General features: G+C 65.8%; 19 protein-coding genes. 10 read left to right on the top strand and 9 right to left on the bottom strand.

What is annotated here, in order from left to right; all coding sequences use genetic code 11:
- Nucleotides 1–276 precede the first annotated feature (276 nt).
- Together HELO_RS08120 and HELO_RS08115 are read right to left on the bottom strand one after the other, a co-directional pair.
- A complete protein-coding gene (locus HELO_RS08120) occupies nucleotides 277–1,227 on the bottom strand; it encodes a sugar-binding transcriptional regulator (protein WP_013332238.1) in 951 nt (316 codons plus the stop codon).
- Nucleotides 1,228–1,297: 70 nt separating this feature from the next.
- A complete protein-coding gene (locus tag HELO_RS08115; RefSeq protein WP_041602011.1) occupies nucleotides 1,298–1,921 on the bottom strand; it encodes a DUF938 domain-containing protein in 624 nt (207 codons plus the stop codon).
- 109 nt (nucleotides 1,922–2,030) lie between these two features.
- Here HELO_RS08115 and hutC point away from each other — a divergent pair, with 109 nt between their 5' ends.
- Nucleotides 2,031–2,741 carry a histidine utilization repressor gene (gene hutC, locus HELO_RS08110; protein ID WP_013332236.1) on the top strand — a complete coding sequence of 237 codons (711 nt, stop codon included), beginning with the start codon at nucleotides 2,031–2,033 and terminating at the stop codon, nucleotides 2,739–2,741.
- Between the two features lie 17 nt (nucleotides 2,742–2,758).
- Here the strand turns inward: hutC and HELO_RS08105 are convergent, their stop codons facing one another.
- On the bottom strand, nucleotides 2,759–4,087 hold the full coding sequence (locus tag HELO_RS08105; RefSeq protein ID WP_013332235.1) for a YjiH family protein: 1,329 nt from the start codon (nucleotides 4,085–4,087) through the stop codon (nucleotides 2,759–2,761).
- A 345-nt stretch (nucleotides 4,088–4,432) separates the two neighbouring features.
- Between HELO_RS08105 and hutI the strand changes: the two genes are divergently transcribed.
- From hutI to HELO_RS08080, 5 genes are all read left to right on the top strand, one after another.
- Complete coding sequence (hutI, locus tag HELO_RS08100; protein ID WP_013332234.1) at nucleotides 4,433–5,659, top strand: imidazolonepropionase; 1,227 nt, start codon at nucleotides 4,433–4,435, stop codon at nucleotides 5,657–5,659.
- A complete protein-coding gene (hutG, locus tag HELO_RS08095; protein WP_013332233.1) occupies nucleotides 5,649–6,590 on the top strand; it encodes a formimidoylglutamase in 942 nt (313 codons plus the stop codon). Before hutI ends, hutG begins: the two co-directional genes overlap by 11 nt.
- 44 nt (nucleotides 6,591–6,634) lie before the next feature.
- The gene (gene hutU, locus HELO_RS08090; protein ID WP_013332232.1) at nucleotides 6,635–8,314 is read left to right on the top strand and encodes a urocanate hydratase; all 1,680 of its coding nucleotides are present in this window, start codon (nucleotides 6,635–6,637) and stop codon (nucleotides 8,312–8,314) included.
- A 170-nt stretch (nucleotides 8,315–8,484) separates the two neighbouring features.
- The gene (hutH, locus tag HELO_RS08085; protein ID WP_041602009.1) at nucleotides 8,485–10,023 is read left to right on the top strand and encodes a histidine ammonia-lyase; all 1,539 of its coding nucleotides are present in this window, start codon (nucleotides 8,485–8,487) and stop codon (nucleotides 10,021–10,023) included.
- Nucleotides 10,024–10,109: 86 nt separating this feature from the next.
- Entirely contained in the window at nucleotides 10,110–11,444 is a 1,335-nt protein-coding gene (locus tag HELO_RS08080) for a Na+/H+ antiporter family protein (RefSeq protein WP_013332230.1), read from the top strand.
- A gap of 130 nt (nucleotides 11,445–11,574) precedes the next feature.
- Here HELO_RS08080 and HELO_RS08075 read toward each other — a convergent pair whose 3' ends face one another.
- From HELO_RS08075 to hrpB, 5 genes are all read right to left on the bottom strand, one after another.
- On the bottom strand, nucleotides 11,575–12,153 hold the full coding sequence (locus HELO_RS08075; RefSeq protein WP_013332229.1) for an SCO family protein: 579 nt from the start codon (nucleotides 12,151–12,153) through the stop codon (nucleotides 11,575–11,577).
- A 26-nt stretch (nucleotides 12,154–12,179) separates the two neighbouring features.
- Nucleotides 12,180–12,647 (bottom strand): copper chaperone PCu(A)C, encoded by a 468-nt coding sequence (locus HELO_RS08070; protein ID WP_013332228.1) that lies wholly within the window; start codon nucleotides 12,645–12,647, stop codon nucleotides 12,180–12,182.
- A 218-nt stretch (nucleotides 12,648–12,865) separates the two neighbouring features.
- Nucleotides 12,866–13,213, bottom strand: a complete 348-nt coding sequence (locus HELO_RS08065) for a hypothetical protein (protein ID WP_013332227.1) — start codon at nucleotides 13,211–13,213, stop codon at nucleotides 12,866–12,868.
- 55 nt (nucleotides 13,214–13,268) lie between these two features.
- Entirely contained in the window at nucleotides 13,269–13,721 is a 453-nt protein-coding gene (locus HELO_RS08060) for a YchJ family protein (protein ID WP_013332226.1), read from the bottom strand.
- Between the two features lie 57 nt (nucleotides 13,722–13,778).
- Nucleotides 13,779–16,253 carry an ATP-dependent helicase HrpB gene (gene hrpB / locus HELO_RS08055; protein ID WP_013332225.1) on the bottom strand — a complete coding sequence of 825 codons (2,475 nt, stop codon included), beginning with the start codon at nucleotides 16,251–16,253 and terminating at the stop codon, nucleotides 13,779–13,781.
- A 159-nt stretch (nucleotides 16,254–16,412) separates the two neighbouring features.
- On the opposite strand from hrpB, the gene HELO_RS08050 reads away from it, so the two are divergent.
- A complete protein-coding gene (locus HELO_RS08050; RefSeq protein WP_013332224.1) occupies nucleotides 16,413–17,786 on the top strand; it encodes an NCS2 family permease in 1,374 nt (457 codons plus the stop codon).
- Between the two features lie 210 nt (nucleotides 17,787–17,996).
- On the opposite strand, the gene HELO_RS08045 is transcribed toward HELO_RS08050, so the two are convergent.
- On the bottom strand, nucleotides 17,997–18,653 hold the full coding sequence (locus tag HELO_RS08045; RefSeq protein WP_013332223.1) for a TetR/AcrR family transcriptional regulator: 657 nt from the start codon (nucleotides 18,651–18,653) through the stop codon (nucleotides 17,997–17,999).
- 196 nt (nucleotides 18,654–18,849) lie between these two features.
- On the opposite strand from HELO_RS08045, the gene xdhA reads away from it, so the two are divergent.
- The 3 genes from xdhA to xdhC are packed head-to-tail and all read left to right on the top strand — an operon-like array spanning nucleotide 18,850 to nucleotide 23,636.
- Complete coding sequence (gene xdhA / locus HELO_RS08040) at nucleotides 18,850–20,355, top strand: xanthine dehydrogenase small subunit (protein WP_013332222.1); 1,506 nt, start codon at nucleotides 18,850–18,852, stop codon at nucleotides 20,353–20,355.
- Nucleotides 20,339–22,768 (top strand): xanthine dehydrogenase molybdopterin binding subunit, encoded by a 2,430-nt coding sequence (gene xdhB, locus HELO_RS08035; RefSeq protein ID WP_013332221.1) that lies wholly within the window; start codon nucleotides 20,339–20,341, stop codon nucleotides 22,766–22,768. Before xdhA ends, xdhB begins: the two co-directional genes overlap by 17 nt.
- A complete protein-coding gene (xdhC, locus tag HELO_RS08030; protein ID WP_013332220.1) occupies nucleotides 22,755–23,636 on the top strand; it encodes a xanthine dehydrogenase accessory protein XdhC in 882 nt (293 codons plus the stop codon). The genes xdhB and xdhC overlap by 14 nt, the downstream gene beginning before the upstream one ends.
- The last annotated feature ends 126 nt before the right edge of the window (nucleotides 23,637–23,762 follow it).

Here is a 23,762-nt window from a genome sequence, read left to right as displayed (position 1 = left end):
CACTGCCAAAAGGCTCTTCGAGTTGATCTTCCCCCTCGATTTAAACCCGTTTTCAATGTGAGACACCGCTTTTCCATGTGCACTGCTCGGCATACGCTATAGGTGGAATATAGCTCAGCGAACTGTGCGGTCTGGCAGTGGATCTGCTCTTCGGTATGGCGATATTGGGGTGGACCGGTTTCTGGGGAGAAGGTCAGTGGGATGCGGGAGTGTGACGTCGAGCCGGAGATCCAGGTCAAGGACAGACTTGGGTTTCGCATCTCGTAGCTCGCCACTCTACAAGTGTTCGACGATATATTTTGCGGCTTGTTCGTCGGTCACCAGACTCTTCAACCAGCCTCCACGCAAGGCCGCGAGAATCGCCGGCGCCTTGCCCCGCCCTCCGGCCAGGGCCACCATTTCCTGGTCGCGGAACATCGACAACGGCAGGCTTGTGACGCGCCGGCTGGTCGAGCAATCGATCAGTTCGCCCTCGGCATTCATCGGCCAGCCGAGCAACTCGCCGACCGCCTCCCGTGACAGCAGCTCATCCAGCTCGGCTTCGCTGATGAAGTGATCCCGAAACAGGGTCGCCTGGCGATCGATACGCCCCACACCGATGAACGCCGCCTGGGCCTGACGCGCCACCTCGGCAATGGCCTGGAACAGGGGCTGTCCCAGCAGCGCCTCCTTTTCGGACACCGAGCCCGCCACCACAGGCGCGGGCAGCAGGAAGCGTTCACTGCCGGTCTTGTCGGCGAGCACCATGACACCGTCATAACGGTTGGCAGAGCCATCCCGGGCAATATTGCCCACCAGCGAGACGATGCGATGCTGCGGACGATCGAATCGTCTCAGCGCCTCCACCGTGGCCCGCACCGAGCGTCCCGTACCTAGCGACAGAGTCAACGGTTCGGAACGTTCGAGCAGGCGCGCGAGTCGTTCGGCGCCGGCCACCGCCAGATAGTGGGCACTGTCCTCCCCTGCCTCGGCATCGGCCGGCACCACATCGCAGAACGCCAGGTCGAAGGCATCACGAATCGCCTGGGACAACGCCGTGCACTGCGCGATGGGATGATCGATGTGGACCTTGACCAGGCCCTCCTGGCGCGCCAGCGCCAGCAGGCGCTGCACGCCGGGGCGGGAGACCCCCAGCTGGGCGGCGATCTCGTCCTGGGTACAGCCTCCGACATGGGAGAGCCAGGCCGCCCGCGCCGCCTGGTCCAGTTTCACCTCGAACTTGTCCACTCTCTCGACTCACTGGCTGATCGACATGCCCGGCATCATCGCAAGGCTGCCGGGGTTGCACAATCTCCGTTCATTGGCGGCGCAGCACCACGCTGAGATTGTTGGCCGGCATCTCGACGACCGTCTCGAGCACCAACCCACGGGAATTGGCCGCCTCGACCACCGTTTCCAGGTCGCGCACGCCCCAGCGTGCATCGCGTCGCTTCAGGTCCTCATCGAAGGCGGCGTTGCTCGGCGCCGTATGTCGACCCTCGCGCCGATAGGGGCCATACAGATAAAGCACTCCCCCGGCCGCCAGACGCTCGCCGGCCAGGGCCATCAGCGCTTCGGTCACTTCCCAGGGCGAAATGTGTATCAGGTTAATGGCAACGATGGCATCGAACGTCCCGTCAGGCCAGGCAGCCGTGGCATCGAGACGTATCGGCGCCAGCAGATTGTCCGGGCCCGACGCCTCGCGCCAGGCCTCGATCGACGCCAGGGAGTGCGAATCGACGTCACTTGGCTGCCACTGCCAGCCCGGCATTGCCGTGGCAAAGTGGAGCGCATGCTCCCCACTGCCGCTGGCCAGCTCGAGCACCCGGGCTCGCGCCGGCAATACCTCCTCGAGCACCGCGAGGATCGGCTCGCGATTGCGCGCGGCAGCAGGGCTCTTGAGACACGCCGGGGATGTGCCCCGGTGATCGGTTCGTGACATCATGGTCTCCTGGGCATTGTCCGAAAGTGCCTGGAACGGCGGGTCGGCGGGTGTCGCCGCCCCCTCTTGGTTTTCCCGTTTCCACCGGAATGGACACACAGGATAACGCATGGCCGGCTCCCTGCCTCTCTACCTCAAGATACAACGGCACCTGCTGGAGAAGATTCATGGCGGCGACTGGCCACCGCAATATCGGATTCCCCCCGAGGAACGTCTGGCCGAGGAGTTCGGCGTCAGCCGCATGACCGCCAACAAGGCCATCCGCGACCTGGTACAGAAAGGGTATCTGACACGCCAGCCGGGGGTCGGCACCTTCGTCACCGACCGCAAGGCCGAGTCCTCGTTGATCGAGGTGCACAATATCGCCGAGGAAGTCCGCAGCCGTGACCACGCCTATACCAGCGAAGTCCTGCGTGCCGAAGCGCTGGAAGCCGACGACGAGATCTCGGTGTATCTGGGGGTCCGCAACGGTGCCCGGGTCTTTCACACCCTGATCGTGCATCGCGAAGACGGCGTGCCCATCCAGCTTGAGGATCGCTACGTCAACCCCAGCCGGGTACCCCACTACCTCGAGACGGACTTCACGCAGCACACGCCCAACGAGGTTCTGGTGGCAGCCTGCCCGATCAACGACGTGGAGCACGTGGTCGAGGCCGTGCTGGTCGACGCCGACACCGCGCAACGCCTCGACATCGCCCCCCACGAACCCTGCCTGCGAATGATCCGGCGCACCTGGTCGGGAGATCACCTGATCAGCTACGCCCGCCTGATCCACCCCGGCGACCGCTACAAGCTACGCTCCTCGTTGCATACCAACTGACGCGGCCCTGACGCCGATCAACCGGCCAGAGCTTGCACCAGGTAACCCGCCGGTACCGCCAGCAGCAGGCTCAAGGCCACCCGCAGGAACCATACGACCACGATGCGTCCGACCGACAACGGAATGCTGGTCGACAGGATGCAGGGAATCGAGGCCGAGAAGAACAGTACTGCGGAGACCGACACCACCCCGGCGGCGAAGCGCGCCGCCAGTCCGGCATCGCCCATCAGCAGTGCCGGCAGGAACATCTCGGCGAGCCCCGCTGCCGAGGCCTGGGCCAGAGCGGCGGCCTCGTCCAGTCCCCAGACGGCCACGAAGGGATAGAAGGCCCAACCGAGCCATTCGAACAGCGGCGTGTACTTGGCCAGCAGCAACCCGGCCAGTCCGACCGACATGATCGACGGCAGGATGCTGATCGCCATCAGCAATCCCTCGCGGAAATTCAGCGCCACACTGGACGGCAGGCTCGGCGCCCGCTCCGCCACCTCGAGTCCGGTACGCCAGGCCGTGGCCAGGCGGCGCCCCGGTACGGCCTCCGGTTCACCATCCCGCTTGCTGTCATCCATGCTCGACAGAGGCGGAATCCGCACCGTGATTGCCGTCACCACGAAGGTGATGACCAGCGTCAGCCAGAAATAGAGATTCCAGAACGCCATCAGCTCCAGTGTCTTGGCGACGATGATCATGAAGGTCGCCGACACCGTGGAGAAGCCGGTGGCGATGATCGCCGCTTCCCGGGCCGAATACTGCCCTGCCTGGTAGACCCGGTTGGTGATTAACAAACCGATGGAATAGCTGCCGACGAAGGACGCCACGGCATCGATCGCGCTGCGCCCCGGCGTACGCCACACCGGCCGCATCACCGGCTGAACCAGCACGCCGATCAGCTCGAGCAGGCCGAAGCTGATCAACAGTGCCAGGAAGATGGCCCCGATCGGTACGATCAGCCCTACCGGAATCACCAGCTTGTCGAACAGAAAGGGCAGCATGTCCGGCTCATGCAGGAAGGCCGGCCCCCAGCCGGTCAACGCCATCACCGCCGCCGCCACACCGGCCAGCTTGAGCACGCTGAACACACGCTCCGTCAGGCTGCGCCGCCAGGTCCCCCTGACCAGGGGATAGAGCGCCCCGGCGACGATCAACGCCAGGGCATAAAAGCCACTGCCCTCGCCCAGCAGGCTCCGGGCCGCGGTCACCATGTGATCCAGCGGTATGGTCGTCTTGCCACCGAGGGTAATGGGCACGAAGAAGATCAACACCCCGACGAGGCTGGGCACGAATAGCTTGAATACGGTGGTCGCCGAAGGCCCCCGACGTCGGGACGCGTCGGATGGGGAGTTCGCCATGAGAGGCTCCTGGATTGTCATTGTGAGAATGGAATTGCCGTTACGAAGGTGTTGCCGGTACGTCACCCTGGAAACAGCACACTTTGTATATACAACACGCAAAGTATCCATGCCACGCACATCTCGGACACACCTCTGATACTTTGGTCTAAAACATTCATCCAAGCTTATTCGTCAGCAAAAGAAATACGAGAGTATCTATTTAATAAATAAGCACAAAATAAGAGATCCCCTGGGCCAGAGATCGAATATAAAGGCCTCGCCGAAGGCACGACCGACGGGGTGACGGCAACACAGGAATGCGCTAACTTATTTGTATATACAAAGATATCAGGAGGCGTCAGCATGACCCATCCCCGGACTCGCCTACTCTGGCAGGACGTTACCGTCTTCGACGGCCAGGAGACCCTGCCCGACGCCATGGCGGTGATCGTCGAGGACGACCGCATCCAGTCCCTGATACCGATGCGGGAACTCTCGTCCGAGCATGCCGAGACCTGCCGGCTCATGGGCAGCGGCGGGGTGATGACCCCCGGGCTGGTCGATTGCCATACCCATCTGGTGTTCGGGGGCGGTCGCGCCGACGAATTCGAGGCACGCCTGGAAGGCGCAAGCTACGAAGAGATCGCCCGCCGTGGTGGTGGCATCATCAGCACCGTGCGCGACACACGCGAAGCCAGCGAGGAGGAGTTGTTCGCCGCCGCCCTGCCGCGTCTCGATGCCCTGCTCGCCGATGGCGTGACCACCGTCGAGATCAAGTCAGGCTATGGCCTCGACGTGGAAAACGAACTCAAGATGCTGCGTGTCGCCCGTCGCCTCGGCGAGGCCCGGCCGGTGCGCGTCGTCACGTCCCTCCTTGGCGCCCACGCCCTGCCGCCGGAATACCGGGACGACAGCGATGGCTACATCGACCTGGTCTGTCAGGCGATGATCCCCGCTGCCGCCGCCGAGGGCCTGGCCGACGCCGTCGACGTCTTCTGCGAGAAGATCGCCTTCTCGGTGGCCCAGTGCGAACGCGTCTTCGAGGCGGCCCAGGCCCACGGCCTGCCGATCAAGGCCCATGCCGAGCAGCTCTCCAATCTTGGGGGCTCTGCCATGGCCGCCCGCCACGGCGCCTTGTCGGCTGACCATATCGAGTACCTCGACGACGCGGGAATCGCTGCCATGCGCGATGCCGGCAGCGTGGCGGTGATCCTGCCGGGCGCCTTCCACACGCTGCGCGAGACACAGCGCCCCCCCATCGCCGGGCTGCGCGAGGCCGGCGTGCCGATGGCCGTCGCCACCGACGCCAATCCCGGCAGTTCGCCGCTGTTCATGCCGACCCTGATGCTCAATCTGGCCTGCACCCTGTTCCGTCTCACCCCTCGGGAGGCGCTGACCGGAATGACCGCACATGGCGCACGCGCTCTGGGAATGCCCGAACTCGGCAGGCTGCATGAAGGCGCACCCGCCGACCTGTGCCTCTGGAACATCGACTCCCCGGCGGAACTCGCCTATGCCGTCCAGCCCGGGCGGCTGCGTCAACGCGTCGTCGCCGGCCAACCCGTGGAGGAGCTCGCCCATGGCCAATGAGATCGACATGCGCCTCTGGCAGGGTCGCCGCGACCCGGAACCCGATAGCGACCGCTGGCACCAGCGCATCGCCCCCCTCTCCGAGAAAGCGCCGCCCGGGTGCGCCCTGCTCGGTTTCGCCAGCGATGCCGGCGTGGCGCGCAACCAGGGGCGGGTCGGTGCCGCGGCCGGCCCGGCAGCGATCCGACGTGCCCTCGCCCCGCTCGCCTGGCACCGCGAGGCGCCCGCCTTCGACGCCGGCGACGTGACCTGCGAGGCAGACGCCCTGGAAGCCGCCCAGCAGGCACTGGCCGAGCGCCTGGCACCGTTGCTCGACGCCGGCCACCTGCCCATCGTGCTCGGCGGCGGCCATGAGATCGCCTACGCCAGTTGGTGCGGACTCGCCCGCCACCTCGCCCCTCGCGAGACGCGACCGCGCGTCGGCATCATCAACCTCGATGCCCATTTCGACCTGCGCGACCCGCGTCACGTGCGCTCCTCCGGTACTCCCTTCGCACAGATTGCCGAGGACTGCCACGCCCGGGGCTGGCCATTCCGCTACGCCTGCCTTGGCGTCAGCCGTGCCGCCAACACCCGCGCCCTGTTCCGACGTGCCAACGAACTCGGCGTGCTGTTCCGCGAGGACCGCGACATCACGCACACGGAACTCGATGGCGTCCAGCGTGACCTCGAGCGCTTCATCGCCCGCTGCGACCGGCTCTACCTGACCATCGATCTCGACGTGCTGCCGGCATCCGAGGCCCCCGGCGTCAGTGCACCGGCGGCACGCGGCGTACCCATGGCGCTGCTCGAGCCCTTGATCGAGGCGGTACGCGACAGCGGCAAGCTGTGCCTGGCCGATATCGCCGAGCTGAACCCCGACCATGACATCGATGGCCGCACCGCCCGAGTGGCCGCGCGCCTCGTCCATCTACTGACCCTGAACGGCTGACCCGCACATCGGCCATCAGACTCTTGACCATGAGGAAGTACCCCATGTCCCAGACCGACAAGCGTCACGACCCCAGCCGCCGTATCGGCGCCCCCACCGGTACCGAGCTGACCTGCAAGAGCTGGCTCACCGAAGCACCGCTGCGCATGCTGATGAACAACCTGCACCCGGATGTCGCCGAGCGCCCCGAGGACCTGGTGGTCTACGGCGGTATCGGCCGTGCCGCCCGCGACTGGGAATGCTTCGACAAGATCGTCGAGACCCTGCAGCGCCTGGAGGACAACCAGTCGCTGCTGATCCAGTCCGGCAAGCCGGTCGGCGTGTTCGAGACCCACAAGGACGCTCCCCGGGTGCTGATCGCCAACTCCAACCTGGTGCCGGCCTGGGCCAACTGGGAGCACTTCAACGAGCTCGATAAGAAGGGCCTGATGATGTACGGCCAGATGACCGCCGGGTCCTGGATCTACATCGGCTCCCAGGGCATCGTCCAGGGTACCTACGAAACCTTCGTCGAAGCCGGCCGCCAGCACTACGACGGCGATCTCAAGGGACGCTGGATCCTGACCGCCGGCCTCGGCGGCATGGGTGGAGCCCAGCCGCTGGCCGCCACCCTGGCCGGCGCCTGCTCGCTCAACATCGAATGCCAGCAGTCGCGCCTCGACTTCCGCCTGCGCACGCGCTACCTCGACGAACAGGCCGAGGACCTGGACGACGCCCTGGCACGTATCGAACGTTACACCAGCGAAGGCAAGGCGGTATCCATCGGCCTGTGCGCCAACGCCGCCGATGTACTGCCGGCACTGGTCGAGCGCGGTGTGCGCCCGGACATGGTCACCGACCAGACCAGCGCCCACGATCCGTTGCATGGCTACCTGCCGGCCGGCTGGAGCTGGGATAAGTATGTCGCACGTGGCAAGACCGAGCCCGAGGCAGTCGTCAAGGCGGCCAAGCAGTCCATGGCGGTGCACGTGCGCGCCATGCTCGACTTCCAGCAGCAAGGCATCCCGACCTTCGACTACGGCAACAACATCCGCCAGATGGCCCAGGAAGAAGGCGTCGACAATGCCTTCGACTTCCCTGGCTTCGTGCCGGCCTATATCCGCCCGCTGTTCTGCCAGGGCATCGGCCCCTTCCGCTGGGCGGCGTTGTCCGGCGACCCCGAGGACATCTACAAGACCGACCAGAAGGTCAAGGAACTGATCCCGGACGATCCGCACCTGCACAACTGGCTGGACATGGCCCGCGAACGTATCGCTTTCCAGGGCCTGCCGGCGCGCATCTGCTGGGTCGGCCTCAAGGACCGCGCCCGCCTCGGCCAGGCCTTCAACGAGATGGTCAGAAACGGCGAACTCAAGGCGCCGGTGGTCATCGGTCGCGATCATCTGGACTCCGGCTCGGTGGCCAGCCCCAATCGCGAGACCGAGTCGATGATGGATGGCTCCGATGCCGTTTCCGACTGGCCGCTGCTCAACGCCCTGCTCAACACCGCCGGCGGTGCCAGCTGGGTCTCGCTGCACCATGGCGGCGGCGTGGGCATGGGCTATTCCCAGCACGCCGGCGTGGTGATCGTCTGCGACGGCAGCGAGGATGCCCATGTGCGTCTGGGACGCGTGCTGCGCAACGACCCGGGCACCGGGGTGATGCGCCATGCCGATGCCGGCTATGACATCGCCAAGGAGTGCGCCCGAGAGAACGGCCTCGACCTGCCGATGATTAACGAGTAGAACGCCTCAACAAACGTCCGGCGCGATGTACGCCGGGGACAAGTCGAAGCGAGGGTCCTTTGCCATGAATGGCAAAGGTAGCGCCCAGGGATGGGTTCACAGCGCCCTCGTGGAGACTTGTCGCCGGGATAGCTCATCGCTCTTCGCCGCCCTCTCAGGAGAGCCATTTCATGAACCATCTCGAAATCCAACCCGGCAAGATGAGCCTGGCGCAGGCGCGCCGGGTCTTCGAGGCCCCTCTGCAAGTCACTCTGCCGGCGAGCGCCGATGCCGATATCGGTGCCGGTGTCGACTGCGTCAATCGCGTGGTCGAGGAAGATCGTACCGTCTATGGCGTCAACACCGGCTTCGGCCTGCTGGCCCAGACCCGCATCGAGAAGGACCAGCTCGAAGACCTGCAGCGCTCCCTGGTGCTGTCCCACGCCACCGGCGTCGGCGGTGCCATGGAGGACGCCCTGGTACGCCTGATCATGGTGCTCAAGGTCAACAGCCTGGCCCGGGGCTATTCCGGCATTCGCCGCGAGGTCCTGGATGCCCTGGTGGCGCTGATCAACGCCGAAGTCTATCCGCAGATCCCGCTCAAGGGCTCGGTGGGAGCCTCCGGTGACCTGGCCCCGCTGGCGCACATGAGCGTGGTGCTGCTCGGCGAAGGCCAGGCCCGCTACCGGGGCGAATGGCTGCCGGCCGCCAAGGCCCTCGAGATCGCCGGCCTCGAGCCGCTCTCTCTGGCACCCAAGGAAGGCCTGGCCCTGCTCAACGGTACCCAGGTCTCCACCGCCTACGCCCTCAAGGGACTGTTCGAGGCCGAGGACCTGTTCGCCGCCGCCACGGTCTGCGGCTCGCTCACCGTGGAAGCCACCCTGAGCTCGCGCTCCCCCTTCGATCCCCGCATCCATGAGGTGCGCGGCCAGCGTGGCCAGATCGATGCCGCCGCTGCCTATCGGCACCTGCTCGGCGAGCGCAGCGAGATCAGCGACTCCCACGTCGATTGCGGCAAGGTCCAGGATCCCTATTCCCTGCGCTGCCAGCCCCAGGTGATGGGCGCCGCCCTCACCCAGCTTCGCCAGGCCGCCGAGGTCCTGGGCATCGAGATCAATGCCGTCTCGGACAATCCCCTGGTGTTCGCCGAACAGGGTGATATCATCTCCGGCGGCAATTTCCATGCCGAGCCGGTGGCCATGGCGGCCGACAATCTGGCGCTGGCCATCGCCGAGATCGGCTCGCTCACCGAGCGCCGCGTTTCCTTGATGATGGACAAGCACATGTCCCAGCTCCCGCCCTTCCTGGTGGAGCATGGCGGCGTCAACTCGGGCTTCATGATCGCGCAGGTGACGGCGGCCGGGCTCGCCAGCGAGAACAAGGCGCTCGCGCATCCGCACAGCGTCGACAGCCTGCCGACCTCGGCCAACCAGGAGGACCATGTCTCCATGGCGCCGGCCGCCGGCAAGCGGCTATGGGAAATGGCCGATAACGTACGAGGCATCCTCGCCATCGAGTGGCTGGCTGCCTGTCAGGGGCTGGATTTCCGCGAAGGCCTCAAGACCACCGACACCCTGGAAGAGGCTCGCCGGGTACTGCGCGAGCGTGTCGCCTACTACGACAAGGACCGTTTCTTCGCGCCGGACATCGACGCCGCCAGCGAACTCCTCTCGAAACGCCACCTCAGTCGTCTGGCGCCCGCCGACCTGTTGCCCAGCCAGGTGAACTGACCAGGCAACGCAACCTCGTCGCCCCTGCCGGCCCGAACCAGCAGGGGCGACACCAACAACAATCGACCTTCTACAAGGGGCAAGACATGAACGCAGTCGTCCTGGCCATCCTGGTCATGGTCACCCTCAGCCTGATGCGCGTGTCCGTCGTGTTCGCGCTGATCGCCGCCGCCCTGGTCGGCGGTCTTTACGCGGGAATGCCGCTGGGCGAGATCCTCTCCGCCTTCAACGACGGGCTGGGCAACGGCGCCAAGGTAGCCATCTCCTACGCCGTGCTGGGCGCCTTCGCCGTGGCCCTGTCACGTTCGGGCATCACCCAGCTGCTCTCCAACAAGGCCATCGCCAGGCTGGGACTGGACGACGGGATTCCCAACCGCCAGTTGATCGTCTTCACCCTGCTCGGCGTGCTGCTGGCCGCGGCAGTGAGCTCCCAGAACCTGATTCCGGTGCATATCGCCTTCATCCCGGTGCTGGTGCCACCGCTGCTCAAGCTGATGAACCACCTGCAGCTCGATCGCCGGGCCGTTGCCTGCGTAATCACTTTCGGCATCACCGCGCCCTATATGCTGCTGCCGGTCGGGTTCGGCTCGATCTTCCTTCACGACATCCTGCTGACCAACCTCAACGAGAATGGCCTGGACGTGACCGCCGGCATGGTGCCGATGGCCATGATCGTGCCCATCGGCGGCATGGCCCTGGGGCTCGTGGTCGCCTTGCTGTTCAGCTACCGTCGCAAGCGTAGCTACCAGGACATCGACCTGGCCCATGGCGACGAGACGCCCAGCCAGGCCGCCCAGCACCTCAAGCCCTGGCAGATGGTGGTTCTGGCAGTGGCGCTGGTGGGTACCGTCACGGTCCAGCTGTTCACCGGTTCGATGGTGATCGGCGGGCTCTTCGGCTTCGCCCTGCTCTCGGTGAGCGGTGTGTTCCGCTGGCATGAACAGGACGACATCTTCACCGAAGGCATGCGCATGATGGCGCTGGTCGGCTTCATCATGATCTCGGCGGCAGGCTTCGCCAGCGTGATGCAGGCCAGTGGTGAAGTCGAGGCGCTGGTTACCAGTTCCACCGAGATGATCGGCGACAACAAGGGCCTGGCCGCCCTGATCATGCTGCTGGTGGGGCTGTTCATCACCATGGGGATCGGCTCGTCGTTCTCGACCATTCCGATCATCGCCTCGCTCTACGTGCCCCTGGCGCTGAACTTCGGTTTCTCGCCCATGGCGACCATCGCCCTGGTGGGTGCCGCGGCCGCCCTCGGGGATGCCGGCTCACCGGCCTCCGACTCGACCCTCGGCCCCACCGCCGGCCTCAATGCCGACGGCCAGCACGACCACATCTGGGACAGCGTGGTGCCGACCTTCCTGCACTACAACATCCCGCTGGTAGCATTCGGCTGGATCGCCGCCATGACGCTCTGATCCGCCCGACGGCCGACCGCGCCGTGAAAGACAAAAGCCCCGCCGGCATGATGAGCCGAGCGGGGCTTTTGCGTCAGGTGCGTCAGGACGTTTACCTCAGCCCTGCGCATGGACAGGAGCCGCCAGACAGCTAGCCGTGTTCCATGAGATACGACAGATCACCCACGAGCGCTTCCAGGGAATTGATGTCGCTGAACATGAAACGGGCCTCACCCTGGCGGTCGAAGGCGAAGACACTGCTCGAGTGCGAGACGTTGTAATGGCCTCGGGCGTCTTTCTCCCCGTACTCGTAGGTCACCCGGTAGCGGTTGGTCAGGGCATCGATCTTCGCCAGATCGCCACTCAGGCCGATGAACTGTGGCCCGAATGCCTCGGTGTATTGCTTCATCACATCCGGGGTATCACGGGCGGGGTCGACCGAGACGAACAGCACCTGTACGTCGTCCTGCCAGGACTCATCGAGCTGCTTGATGGCCGCCGAGAGCTTGGCCAGCGTCGTCGGGCAAACATCCGGGCAGTGCGTGAAGCCAAAGAACAGCAATGTCGGCTTGCCGATGAACGCCTCGGCCTGCACGTCTTCGCCATTCTCGTCGACGAGGTCGAACTCGAGAGCCGGCATGACACCGGTAATATCATTGGTCTGCCAGTTATGATCGACACACCCTGCCAGCATCACTGACAGGGCCAGCGGGAACATCCAGCGCAACATGCTTCTCTCCTGCAACGACTGACCTCCTACATGGAGGTCGGGGACACGGCCTTGAAGCCCACGGTGAGCGGGTCTCGCTGTTCGAATTCCAGAGTGATATCGACCGAATCGCCGACGGAAAGCGAGCCCACCTGATCCATGAGCATCAGATGATACCCCTGGGGAGCGAACTCGATGTGCTCGTCCGGCGACAGCTCGAGCCGCGGGACCGCCTCCATGCTGGCCATGCCATCGTGATTCATGCTGCGATGCATCTCGATGCTGCCGAAGGCGTCGCTCTGCGCTCCGACCAGCACCACGGGCTGCTCGCTCCGATTGTGCAGCCGAAAATATCCCGCCGCCGGCATGTCCCCGGGCAGCAGTCGCATTCGCGCATCCGTGACTTCCAGATCTTCGGCGCTTGCCCCCAAGGGAGCCAACAGCAAGCATGCCGCAAGGCTGCCCAGCGATACCGCCGAGATCCGGCGCTTGAGTTCCCGCTTGATATTCGTCATGAGTCCTTCTCCCGTCCAGAATACGCCCATGTCCCAGGTAACACCCTGTCCGCTCGAGCCGGTACCCGTCCAAAATACCTGCGCACCGCCATTCGCCCTACCCACTGCGACAATGTGTCCGCTCTCGGCGCGGCGGGAAAGGCAGGGTTGCTCAGGGAAGATGAGAGCCAGGCAAGGGCTCCGCAGAAGGTTGGATCACAAGGAAAGGCACGCCAGGATCAGCAGAACGACGACAATCCGCAGTTCGATTCATAGCGATCCGAAGCGATATCCAGCGTCACGCGCCCATTGATCTTGTTATAGAAAAACGAGGCGTAGCCATTTTCTGAGGATGCGGTCTTGTACAGGCCACAATAGCCGTAGCCATTATTGACCCTTTGCAGGTTCTTCAGCTCGATATCCCCCGCACTCCCCGCGTTGGGCAGCGTCGTCGACAGCGCACGCTGGATCTCGCCGTCGAGCTTGACGGCGGAGATGGCTTGTCCTCCGAAAATCAGCCCGCCGAGGAGCAGCAGGAAAACAATCGGAACGCCAAGGCAGATGATCAAACCACGATGATAAGGCATGCGCGGATACTAAACCGCCTTGAAGAACCGCTCAAGCGCCATCCACCGGATTGACTCAGCCCCGAATGCAGCACTGTTTGCCCTTCTTCCCGCTGCCACAGGGACAGGGATCGTTGCGGCCGGGTTTGAGACGCATGACGCGTGGCTCACCATCGACATAGCACCACTGCCCTTCGTGCCGGCTGAAATTGGAATCTTCCTGCAGCACACCCCAGCGGCGCCCTTCGCGGAAGGTGGCGCGGAAGTGCACGCGCCCCTGATCGTCCTGCGTCGCGGTGTCGACGATCTCCAGGCGTACCCACTCAGTCGGGTCTTCATCGGGCAGGCTCGCCGGCCGAAAATCCGGGTGCCAGGTGGCCAGCAGGTAGTCGTTGCGGCCCAGCGCGAAGGCGCTGAACCGGGCGCGCATCAGCGCCTCCGGCGTCGGCGCCAAAGCGCCCTCATGATAGTGCCCGCAGCATTCGGCGAGCGCGCGGCCGGTGCCGCAGGGACAGCGGGAATCGTTCATCGTCGGGCCTCCCGGTTCGTATCGAGGGCGTCATCATACCCATCGAGCTTCATTTTCTCACCGTCCGGAGCCGTGCCGCTTGGTCCGCGCCGTGGCGGGTGATGTCAGCGGATCCTCCGGCCAAGGATGCTTGGGATAGCGACCGCGCATTTCCTTGCGTACCTCGGGGTAACCATTGGCCCAGAAGCTGGCCAGGTCCTCGGTCACCTGCAGGGGACGCCGCGCCGGCGACAGCAGATGCAGACGTGGCGCGACCCGGCCCTCCACCAGTCGTGGTGTCTGCTGCCAGCCGAACACTTCCTGCAGCTTCACCGCCAGAACCGGTGTCTCGCCGCGATAATCCAGCCGAATCCGTGATCCGCTGGGCACCTCGAGCCGGCTGGGAGCCAGTTCGTCCAGCCGGGCCCGCAACGACCAGTCGAGGCGATCCAGCAGGATCCGCTCGAACGGCAGCCGCGCCACCTCATCGAGCCGCTTGATGCCGTCCAGGTAAGGCCCGAGCCAGGTATCCAGCGTCGCCAGCAGAGTCTCGTCGGACCAATCCGGCCAGGCATCGCCGAGATGACGACGCAGCAGCGCCACCCGGCCGCGCAGCTGTTCGGCCTCGTCACCGAACGGCAGCTCGCCGCGCCGCGCCAGGGCCTCCAGCAAGGCACGGCGCACCGCCTCCGGCGGCTTGTCATGCAGGGGACCACGCTCGAGTATCACGGCTCCCAGGCCGCGACGACGCTCTCCAACGAGTTCGCCCCGGGCATCGGACCATTCCAGGTGATCCCGCCATTGCCGTGCCTCGGGGTATAGCGACTCGAGGCCGGCAACCGAGAGCTCGGCGGCGCGGAAGATGCGGCCACCGCCCTGCTCGCCGTCGAGTTCCGCCGCCACCAGCAGCGGCGCGTGGGCCAGGGCGTGCGTCTCGGGCAATCGCGCCTGACCGCCCGATGCCAACCGGAAGCGCCCCGGTTCGATGCACTGGGCGATACGTTCCGGCCAGGCCAGGGCCAGCAGCTCGCCGAGCGCTGCCATGTCCGGCGTCTCCAGGCCCACCCTGGCGATGGTTGCCAGCCGCTCGACATCGCGTCGCCAACGGCGATGGTCTCCCGACGAGGCGAAGCGGCGTTGCAGGGCCTCGCCGAGATCGCGTTCGTCGTCGCCAGCGCCGCCCTCTAGCAGGGCCACCAGGCCACAGGCCAGGGCACTGGCCTCGAGTTGCCCGGCCCTTTCCAGCATCACCGCCATGCGCGGATGCACCGGCCAGCGTGCGCAGGCGTTGCCGAAGCGGGTCAGGCGATGCGCGTCATCCAGCACGCCGAGCCGTACCAGGCCAGCGCGCCCCGCTGCCAACGCCGCCGGGGCCGGCGGTGTCACCCAGGTCAGAGCCGCCGGTTCGGTGATGCCCCAGCGAGCCAGCTCGAAGGCCAGCGGCATCAGGTCGCTCTGGCGAATCTCCGGCTCGCGATCCGCTGCCAGGGGCTGTTCTTCCGACCACAGGCGATAGCAGACGCCAGGAGCCTGGCGGCCGGCGCGACCGCGGCGTTGATCGGCGCTGGCTCGATTGACCCGCCGCGTCTCGAGTCGCGTGAGGCCAGTACGCACTTGATGAACCGGCAGTCGCTCGCGACCGGCATCGATGATCTGACGCACACCGTCGACGGTCACGCTGGATTCGGCAATGGCGGTGGCCAGCACCACCCGGCGACGCCCTTCGGCATCCGGCACCAGCGCCTGACGCTGCGCCGCCAGCGGCATTCGGCCATGCAGTTCGTGGATCACGACCGACGACGCCAGGCGTTCGGCGAGCCGTCGTCCCAGACGCCGAATCTCGCCGACGCCCGGCAGAATCACCAGAATGTCGCCGTCCTCACTGGCCAGGGCTTCCTCGACGACCGCCGCCTGATGACGCTCCGCCTCGAGGCGGGCGCCGGGCGGCCGATAACGCGTGACGACCGGATACTGGCGTCCGGGGCAATCGATCACCGGTGTCCCGGCCCCCAGGGCCGCCGTCAGCGCCTCGACGTCAAGCGTGGCCGACATCACCAGCAGGCGCAGGTCATCGCGCACGGTCTGGGCATCCAGCGCCAGGGCCAATCCCAGGTCGGCATCGAGACTTCGCTCATGAAATTCGTCGAAGATGATGCCTGCAACACCTTCCAGGAGCGGATCTTCCTGCAACATGCGCGTCAACACGCCCTGGGTGACCACCTCGAGTCGCGTCCGTTCGCTGACCCGTGATTCGCCGCGCATGCGCACGCCCACCGTCTGCCCCACCGGCTCGGACAGGGTCTCGGCCATGCGGGCAGCGGCCAGACGCGCAGCGACACGACGCGGCTCGAGCAGCAGCAGGCGCTGTCCACGACACCATTTTGCATCGAGCAATGCCAGCGGCACTCGCGTGGTCTTGCCGGCACCGGGCTCGGCCACCAGCATGGCGCTCGGGTGGTCATGCAACGCCTCACGAATCGCTTCCAACCGTGCCTCGATGGGCAGCGTCATCGCGGTGGATTCGTCGGCGTCGTTGCGCGTCGTGTTCGGCATATCGTGTCCTTGGGATGCGCTGAACGAATCGGCGAGCGAGCAAAGCACACTTGCCAAGCTGCGTCAGCAGTTCTAGGCTTGGCTGTCGGCATCCTGACCAAAAGGTCAGGAAATGACAGTCTGGCATTCAGCCCACAACAACAAACAGGGTTCAATGGTATGCAACAGTCCACCACCCGCCCCATCGGGGGCTCGCGCTCGACCGTGTCCCACCGGGAGGACCTGCCTCCCCTCGACCGCTGGTTCGGCGTCAGCCGCCGAGGCTCCAACCTGAAGACCGAGATCCTCGCCGGCATCGCCACCTTCCTGGCCGGCATGTATATCATCGTGGTCAATCCGGCGATCCTTTCCGATGCCGGCATTCCCTTTGCCTCCGCCCTCTCGGCGACAGTGCTGATCAGCTTCATGAGCAGCCTGGCCATGGGCCTCTATGCGCGCAACCCGATCCTGGTGGCACCGGGCATGGGCATGAATGCGCTGTTCACCTATACGCTGGTGATGGGCGCCGGCCTGTCCTGGGAGGTGGCGCTGGGCTGCGTGTTCTGGTCCGGGGTGCTGTTCGCCACTCTGGCACTGTTCAACGTGCGCCGGGCGGTCATCGAGGCCATCCCGCTGTCGCTGCGTTACGCCATCACCTGCGGCATCGGCCTGTTCATCACCTTCATCGGGCTGAAGAACGCCGGCTTCATCGTCGGCAGCGATGCCACCCTGGTATCGCTTGGCACCATCGACGCCAGCCTGGTCACCTTCTTCCTCGGCCTGGTGGCCACGGCCATTTTCGTGATCCTGCGCTTCAACGGCGCCCTGATCATGGGCATCGCCCTGACCACCCTGATGGCCGCCCCCATGGGCCGGTTCTGGGGCGACGAGGTGATGGTGGCCTGGAACGGCCTGGCCGCCTGGCCCGACTTTGGCGCGGTCCTCAAGGTCGACGTCATCGGCGCACTGAAGGTCGCTTACCTGCCGTTTATCTTCGTGATGCTGTTCACCAACTTCTTCGATGCCCTGTCCTGCTTCATGGCGCTTTCCGAATCCGCCGATCTCAAGGACGAAGAAGGCAACCCGCGCAATCTCAAGCGCTCGATGACCGTGGATGCCTTCGCCTCGATGATCGCGGCACCGCTCGGTACCAGCGCCGCCCAGACCTTCATCGAATCCGGCGCGGGGGTCGCCCAGGGCGGGCGCACCGGCCTGGTGGCGGTGGTGATCGCGATCCTCTTCCTGCCCTTCCTGTTCCTCTCGCCGCTGCTGTCGCTGGTGCCCGGCATCGCCACCGCCCCGGCACTGGTGCTGGTCGGGCTATTCATGATGACGCCGATCAGCAAGATCGACTGGAGCCATTTCGACCAGGCCTTCCCGGCCTTTCTGGCCATCATCCTGATGCCGTTGACCTACTCGATCACCCTGGGTATCGCCTTCGGCTTCATGAGCTTCGTGCTGATCAAGGCGCTGACCGGCAAGGTGCGCGAGATCAAGCCGGCCATGTGGGTCACGGCGGCCCTGGCCGTGTTGATGCTGCTGACCACCCAGTAAACGAAGAAACCATCTGACGAAGAGGGGTTTACAAAAGTCACGAGCGATGGCCAGGGCTAGGCCCGCTCCCGGCGGGCCAACGCATTTCCCACATCCATGTGGGTCACAAGGCGAAATTCGGCGAGAATGCGGAGTTTAGCCGCACTAAATGAGCACTTCGAGCCGGATTTCAACGCTGTATGGTCGAGCGCAGTAATTTGTAAACACCCTCTAAGTGACGGGTTCAGGGTGGCGCACCCCACAGCCCTTCAGAACCACCCGGGTCAGAAAACGCGTGATCTCCTCGAGATCGTCGTCACCCAGCGCCTCGCGCCCGGTGATGCCAAGCACCTGGGCCTCGAAGTCCGCGTAGTGCTGGGTGGACGACCAGATCAAGAAGATCAGCCAGACCGGGTCGACCGGGTCCATCAGGCCCCGCTCGGCCCACTCCCGGAACACCGCCGCGCGGCTCTGCACCCATTCGCGCAGCTCGCCACGCAGGTACTCCTGGAGGAAAGGCGCGCCGCCGAGAATCTCGCTGGCGAACAGCCGCGACCCTTCCGGGTGACGCCGCGACATCTGCATCTTGGAGCGAATGAAGGCAGAGAGCACCTCGGCGGGATCGTCCTCGGCCGAGATGTCATCGAGCATGGCGTTCCAGCGCGCCATCATGCGTTCAAGCAGGCGCACGTAAAGCTTGCGCTTGCTGCCCATGTAATAGAGGACGTTGGACTTGGGAAGCTCGGCCTGCTCGGCGATTTCCTGCAGGCTGGCGCCGCGATAACCATGCCGCGCGAAAACGCGTTCCGCCGCCGCCATGATCGCCTTCTCGTTGCGTTGGCGGATGGCGCCGCCCTCTTGTTCGCTGTACTGCATTGCCTTGGCCATGAAGTCTCATCAGCTCGACGACAGGTGTTTGGGGCCATGAGCTTGCCTGACAGCCGCAGCGCAGGCAATTCGCCCTGGGTGGAAAACGCAACGGGAGACTCGAAAAAAGCGAACTGGGACTTGCCAAAGCTGACCACATGGTCAAGAATTGAAGTATCACGTGCTTTATCCGATACAACGACAAACGGAGCCGGCCATGATCGACTTCTACCTGAATGGCGAGCGACGCCGCTGCAGCGACGTCGCCGCCGACACCAGCCTGCTCGAATTGCTGCGCGTGCATCTCGGGCGAACCGGGACCAAGGAAGGCTGCGCCTCCGGTGACTGCGGCGCCTGCACCGTGGCCATCGGCGAGCCGGACGCCCTGGGCGAGCTGGTCTATCGCAACGCCAACGCCTGCATCCTGCCCGCCCACCAGATCGACGGCTGCCATCTGGTCACCGTGGAAGGGCTGGCGCGAGGCGACGAGTTGCATCCGGCCCAGGCCGCCATGGTCGACCACCACGGCAGCCAGTGCGGATTCTGCACGCCGGGCATCGTGATGTCGCTGTTCACCCTGCATGAAGAACAGCGCCGCGCCCCCGCCCCGCTGACCCAGGAGCGCCTCGAGGCGGCGCTGGGTGGCAACCTGTGTCGCTGCACCGGCTATCGTCCGATCCGCGATGCCGCGCTCAGCATGGCCGACTATCCCGACGTCCGCCCCGCCTGGGCCGACGAGCCCCATCTGGGCAGCAATGTCGCCTGGCTGCGCCGCCCCGACGGCGGCGAGCCGACCACCGCCGGTCACTACGTCGCACCCCAGGATATCGCCGCCCTGCGCGACCTGAAGCGTCGACGCCCGAAGGCACGCCTGGTGGCCGGCGGTACCGACCTGTGGCTGGAAACCACGCAGCAGCTCAAGCCACTCGACGACATCATCGATGTGCGACAGGTGGCCGAACTCACCACCATCGACGAGACCCCGGACGGCTGGTGGATCGGCGCGGCGGTGACCCTCGCCGACATGACCCCGCTGCTCGCCGAGCACTATCCGGCCTTCGAGCACTTGATGCACCGCTTCGCCTCGTCGCAGATCCGCAACCGCGGCACCCTGGGCGGCAACATCGCCAACGCCTCCCCCATCGGCGACACCCCGCCGGTACTGCTGGCCCTGGATGCCCGGCTGCGCCTGGACGGCCCGGATGGCGCTCGCGAGCTGCCGCTGTCGGATTTCTTCCTCGATTACCGCAAGACGGCCCTGGGCGAAAACGAGTTCATCGCCGCCATCTTCCTCCCGCGCCCGACACCGGCGCAGAATCTCAAGGTATGGAAGTTGTCCAAACGCCGAGAGGACGACATCTCGGCGGTGCTCGCCGCCTTCGCCTGGCGGCTCGAGGATGGCGTGATGCGTGACGTCCGCCTGGGTTTCGGTGGCATGGCCGCCATCCCGCGACGCGCCACCGAGACCGAGGCCGCCCTGGAAGGGCGAGCGCCCGAGCCCGCCGTCTTCGCCGCCGCCCGCGCGGTGCTGGGCGAGGAGTTGACACCGATGAGCGATGTACGCGGCAGTGCCGAATACCGCCGCACCGCCGCCGGCAACATGCTCGAACGCCTGCGCCTGATGATCGAGGCCGACATGCACGCCGCCGAGGCGACACCGAACCACGACAGTGACAACAACAATCCTGCGACCAAGGTGACTCTCGATGCGTACGCTCACTAGGCTTTCCCCCTCACCCGACACCACCGAGCGCCAGGGCTCGGCCGGCGCGCCCCGTGCCCATGAGAGCGCCATCAAGCACGTGACCGGGCGGGCCGCCTATATCGACGACCAGCCGGCGCCGGCCGATACCCTGCACGTTGCCCTCGGCCTGTCGCCGGTGGCCCATGGCTGGCTCAATCGCCTGGATCTGGAGAAGGTCAGGTCCGCTCCCGGCGTGGTCGACGTCATCACCCTGGCGGACGTACCCGGCCATACCGACATCGGCCCGGTGTTCCCTGGCGATCCGATCTTCGCCAGCGACGAGATCAGCTATGTCGGCCAGTGTCTGTTCGCGGTCGCCGCCGAGAGCCACAAGGCCGCGCGACTGGCCGTCAAGGAGGCGGTGGTCGAGATCGACGAGCGCCCGGCCTGCCTCGACCCGGTGGCGGCCACCGAGCGCGAGGAATTCGTGCGGCCCACCCATGTCCAGGAGCGCGGCGACTGGCAGCATGCCCTGGCGGATGCGCCCCACCGACTCGAGGGCGAGCAGTTCGTCGGCGGACAGGAGCACTTCTATCTCGAGGGGCAGGCCTGCCTGGTGGTGCCAAGCGAAGACGAAGGCGTGATGGTCTACACCTCCAACCAGCACCCCAGCGAGACGCAGAAGCTGGTCGCCGAGGTGCTCGGCATCCCCTTCCACGCCGTCACCATGGAGATGCGTCGCATGGGCGGCGGCTTCGGCGGCAAGGAAACCCAGGCCTCGCCCTGGGCCTGCATCGCCGCCATCATCGCCCGGCGCACCGGACGAGCCGCCAAACTGCGCCTGCCTCGCGCCGAGGACACCCGCGCCACCGGCAAGCGCCACCCCTTTCACAACCGCTATCGCCTCGGTTTCGACGAACGTGGCGTGCTGGCCGGCGGCGAGATCACCGTCATCGGCGACTGCGGTTATTCGCCGGATCTCTCGGATGCCGTGGTCGACCGTGCCATGTTCCATGCCGACAACGCCTACTCGCTGGGCGATGCCCGGGTCACGGGCCACCGAGCGCGGACCAACACCGCCTCCAACACCGCCTTCCGGGGGTTCGGTGGTCCCCAGGGCATGATGATCATCGAGCGGGCCATGGACGACATCGCCCGTCACCTCGGCGAGGACCCGCTGACCATCCGCAAGCGCAATCTCTATCGCGCCGCGGACGACGGCGGAGCGGCCCGCGATGTGACCCACTACGGGCAACGCGTCGAGCAGTTGAGCCTGCTGCACGACATCATCGACCAGCTCGAAACGAGCAGCGACTACTGGCAACGCCGGCGCGAGATCACCGCCTTCAATGCGACCAGCCCGATCATCAAGAAAGGCCTGGCGCTGACCCCGGTGAAGTTCGGCATCTCCTTCACCGTGCAGCATCTCAACCAGGCCGGTGCCCTGTTGCTCGTCTATACCGACGGCAGCGTGATGATCAACCATGGTGGCACCGAGATGGGCCAGGGCCTGCACACCAAGGTCTGCCAGGTGGTGGCCCGGGAACTCGGACTCGACCTGGAACGTGTGCGCATCAGCGCCACGCGCACCGACAAGGTGCCCAATACCTCGCCCACCGCCGCCTCCAGCGGCGCCGATCTCAATGGCCAGGCCGCCCGCGATGCGGCGAGCAAGCTGCGCGAGCGACTGTTCGATTTCGCCGCCGAGCATTTCGACCGTGAAAACGGTGGCCTCGACCGCGAGGCCATGCGCCTGGAGGACGGTCACCTGGTGGCCGGCATTGGCGAGAGCGAACAGCGCATTCCCTGGGGCGAATTGATCCAGGCCGCCTACATGGGCCGCGTCTCGCTCTCCGAGAAGGGCTTCTACGCCACGCCACTGATCCACTATGACCGTGCCAGCGGCCGTGGCCGCCCCTTCTACTACTTCGCCCATGGTGCCGCCGTGGCCGAGGTCGAGGTCGACACCCTCTCCGGCGAGTATCGACTGAGCCGTGCCGACATCCTCCACGACGTCGGCGACTCGCTTAACCCGGCCATCGACATCGGCCAGGTCGAAGGCGCCTTCATCCAGGGCATGGGTTGGCTGACCAGCGAGGAGCTCAAGTGGAACGACGCCGGACGACTGGTCTCCGACGGCCCTTCCACCTACAAGATCCCGGCCTTCGGTGACCTGCCGCCGACCTTCAACGTCGAACTGCTGCAGGGGCATCCCAATTCCCAGGCCAGCATCTATCGTTCCAAGGCGGTGGGCGAGCCACCCTTCATGCTCGGCATCTCGGTCTGGTCGGCGCTGCGCGACGCCCTGGCCAGTCTGGTCGACTACCGTGAAAGCCCGGCGCTGGACACCCCGGCCACGCCCGAGCGCGTGCTGATGGTCGCCGAGGCCCTGCGACGTCAGCACGCCGAGGATGCCACCAGCCCGAGGAGATCCGATCATGCCCCGGCATGACACCAAGGCCTCCGGAACCTGGCACTCGGCCCTCGACCGGCTGCAGCGGCAGGCCCGCCCCCACGCTCTGGCCAGCGTGGTGGGCACGGCGGGCTCCACGCCCCGGGAACCCGGCGCCAAGATGGTGATCACCCCCGATGCCGTCCACGATACCCTCGGCGGCGGCAGCTTCGAGTTCCAGGTGATCGATGTCGCCCGCGCCGCCCTGGCCGCCGGCGAGGGTGGCAGCCATCTCGAAGCTTTCCCGCTGGGTGGTCGCTCCGGCCAGTGCTGCGGGGGCTACGTGCACGTGCTGATCGAGGTCTTCACCGGCGCCGAGATGACAGTGGCGCTGTTCGGCGCCGGGCATGTGGGCCGGGCGCTGGTCGAGATACTCGCCCCGCTGCCCTGGCGCGTCCTGTGGTTCGACAGCCGGGACGATGCCTTCCCGAGCGGGGTCGAGTCCCATGAGCGCCTGAGTTGCCGACGCATCGCCGCCGGCTCCGAGGGCCCCGACGTGGCCAGCGCCGTGGACTCGTTGCCCTCCGGCTGCCATGCCCTGGTGATGACCCATGATCACGCCGAGGATCGCGCCCTGGTCGATGCGCTGCTGCGTCGCGGCGATTGCGCCTCGCTTGGCCTGATCGGCTCGGCCTCCAAGTGGGCGAGCTTTCGTCGACGGCTGGCCGACGCCGGCCACGATGCCGCGGCCCTTGGCACCGTGCGCTGTCCCATCGGCGTTCCCGGCGCCAAGGGCAAGCGCCCCTACGAGATCGCCCTGGCGACCGCCACCGAATTGCTCACGCTCAAGCCGGATACCCAGCGACCGGACCGGCTCGGCGTGGCCCCCGAAGTGCTGCGTGATGCCTTTACGCCACCACGCGACTAGACAGATTGCCCAGACGGATCCGCGAAGATGAGCTTTCCCGGCGACAAGGTGAAGCGAAGTTCATCCGCCATGAAGGTGGATGTAGCGCCCTCGCGAAAGCTTGTCGACGGTGGCCAGACCCCGTTT

The sequence above is a fragment of the Halomonas elongata DSM 2581 genome, assembly GCF_000196875.2.
GTDB classification, from domain to species: domain Bacteria; phylum Pseudomonadota; class Gammaproteobacteria; order Pseudomonadales; family Halomonadaceae; genus Halomonas; species Halomonas elongata.
Note: the sequence above shows the minus strand (reverse complement) of the source record. Positions and strands in the feature narration are given on the sequence as shown.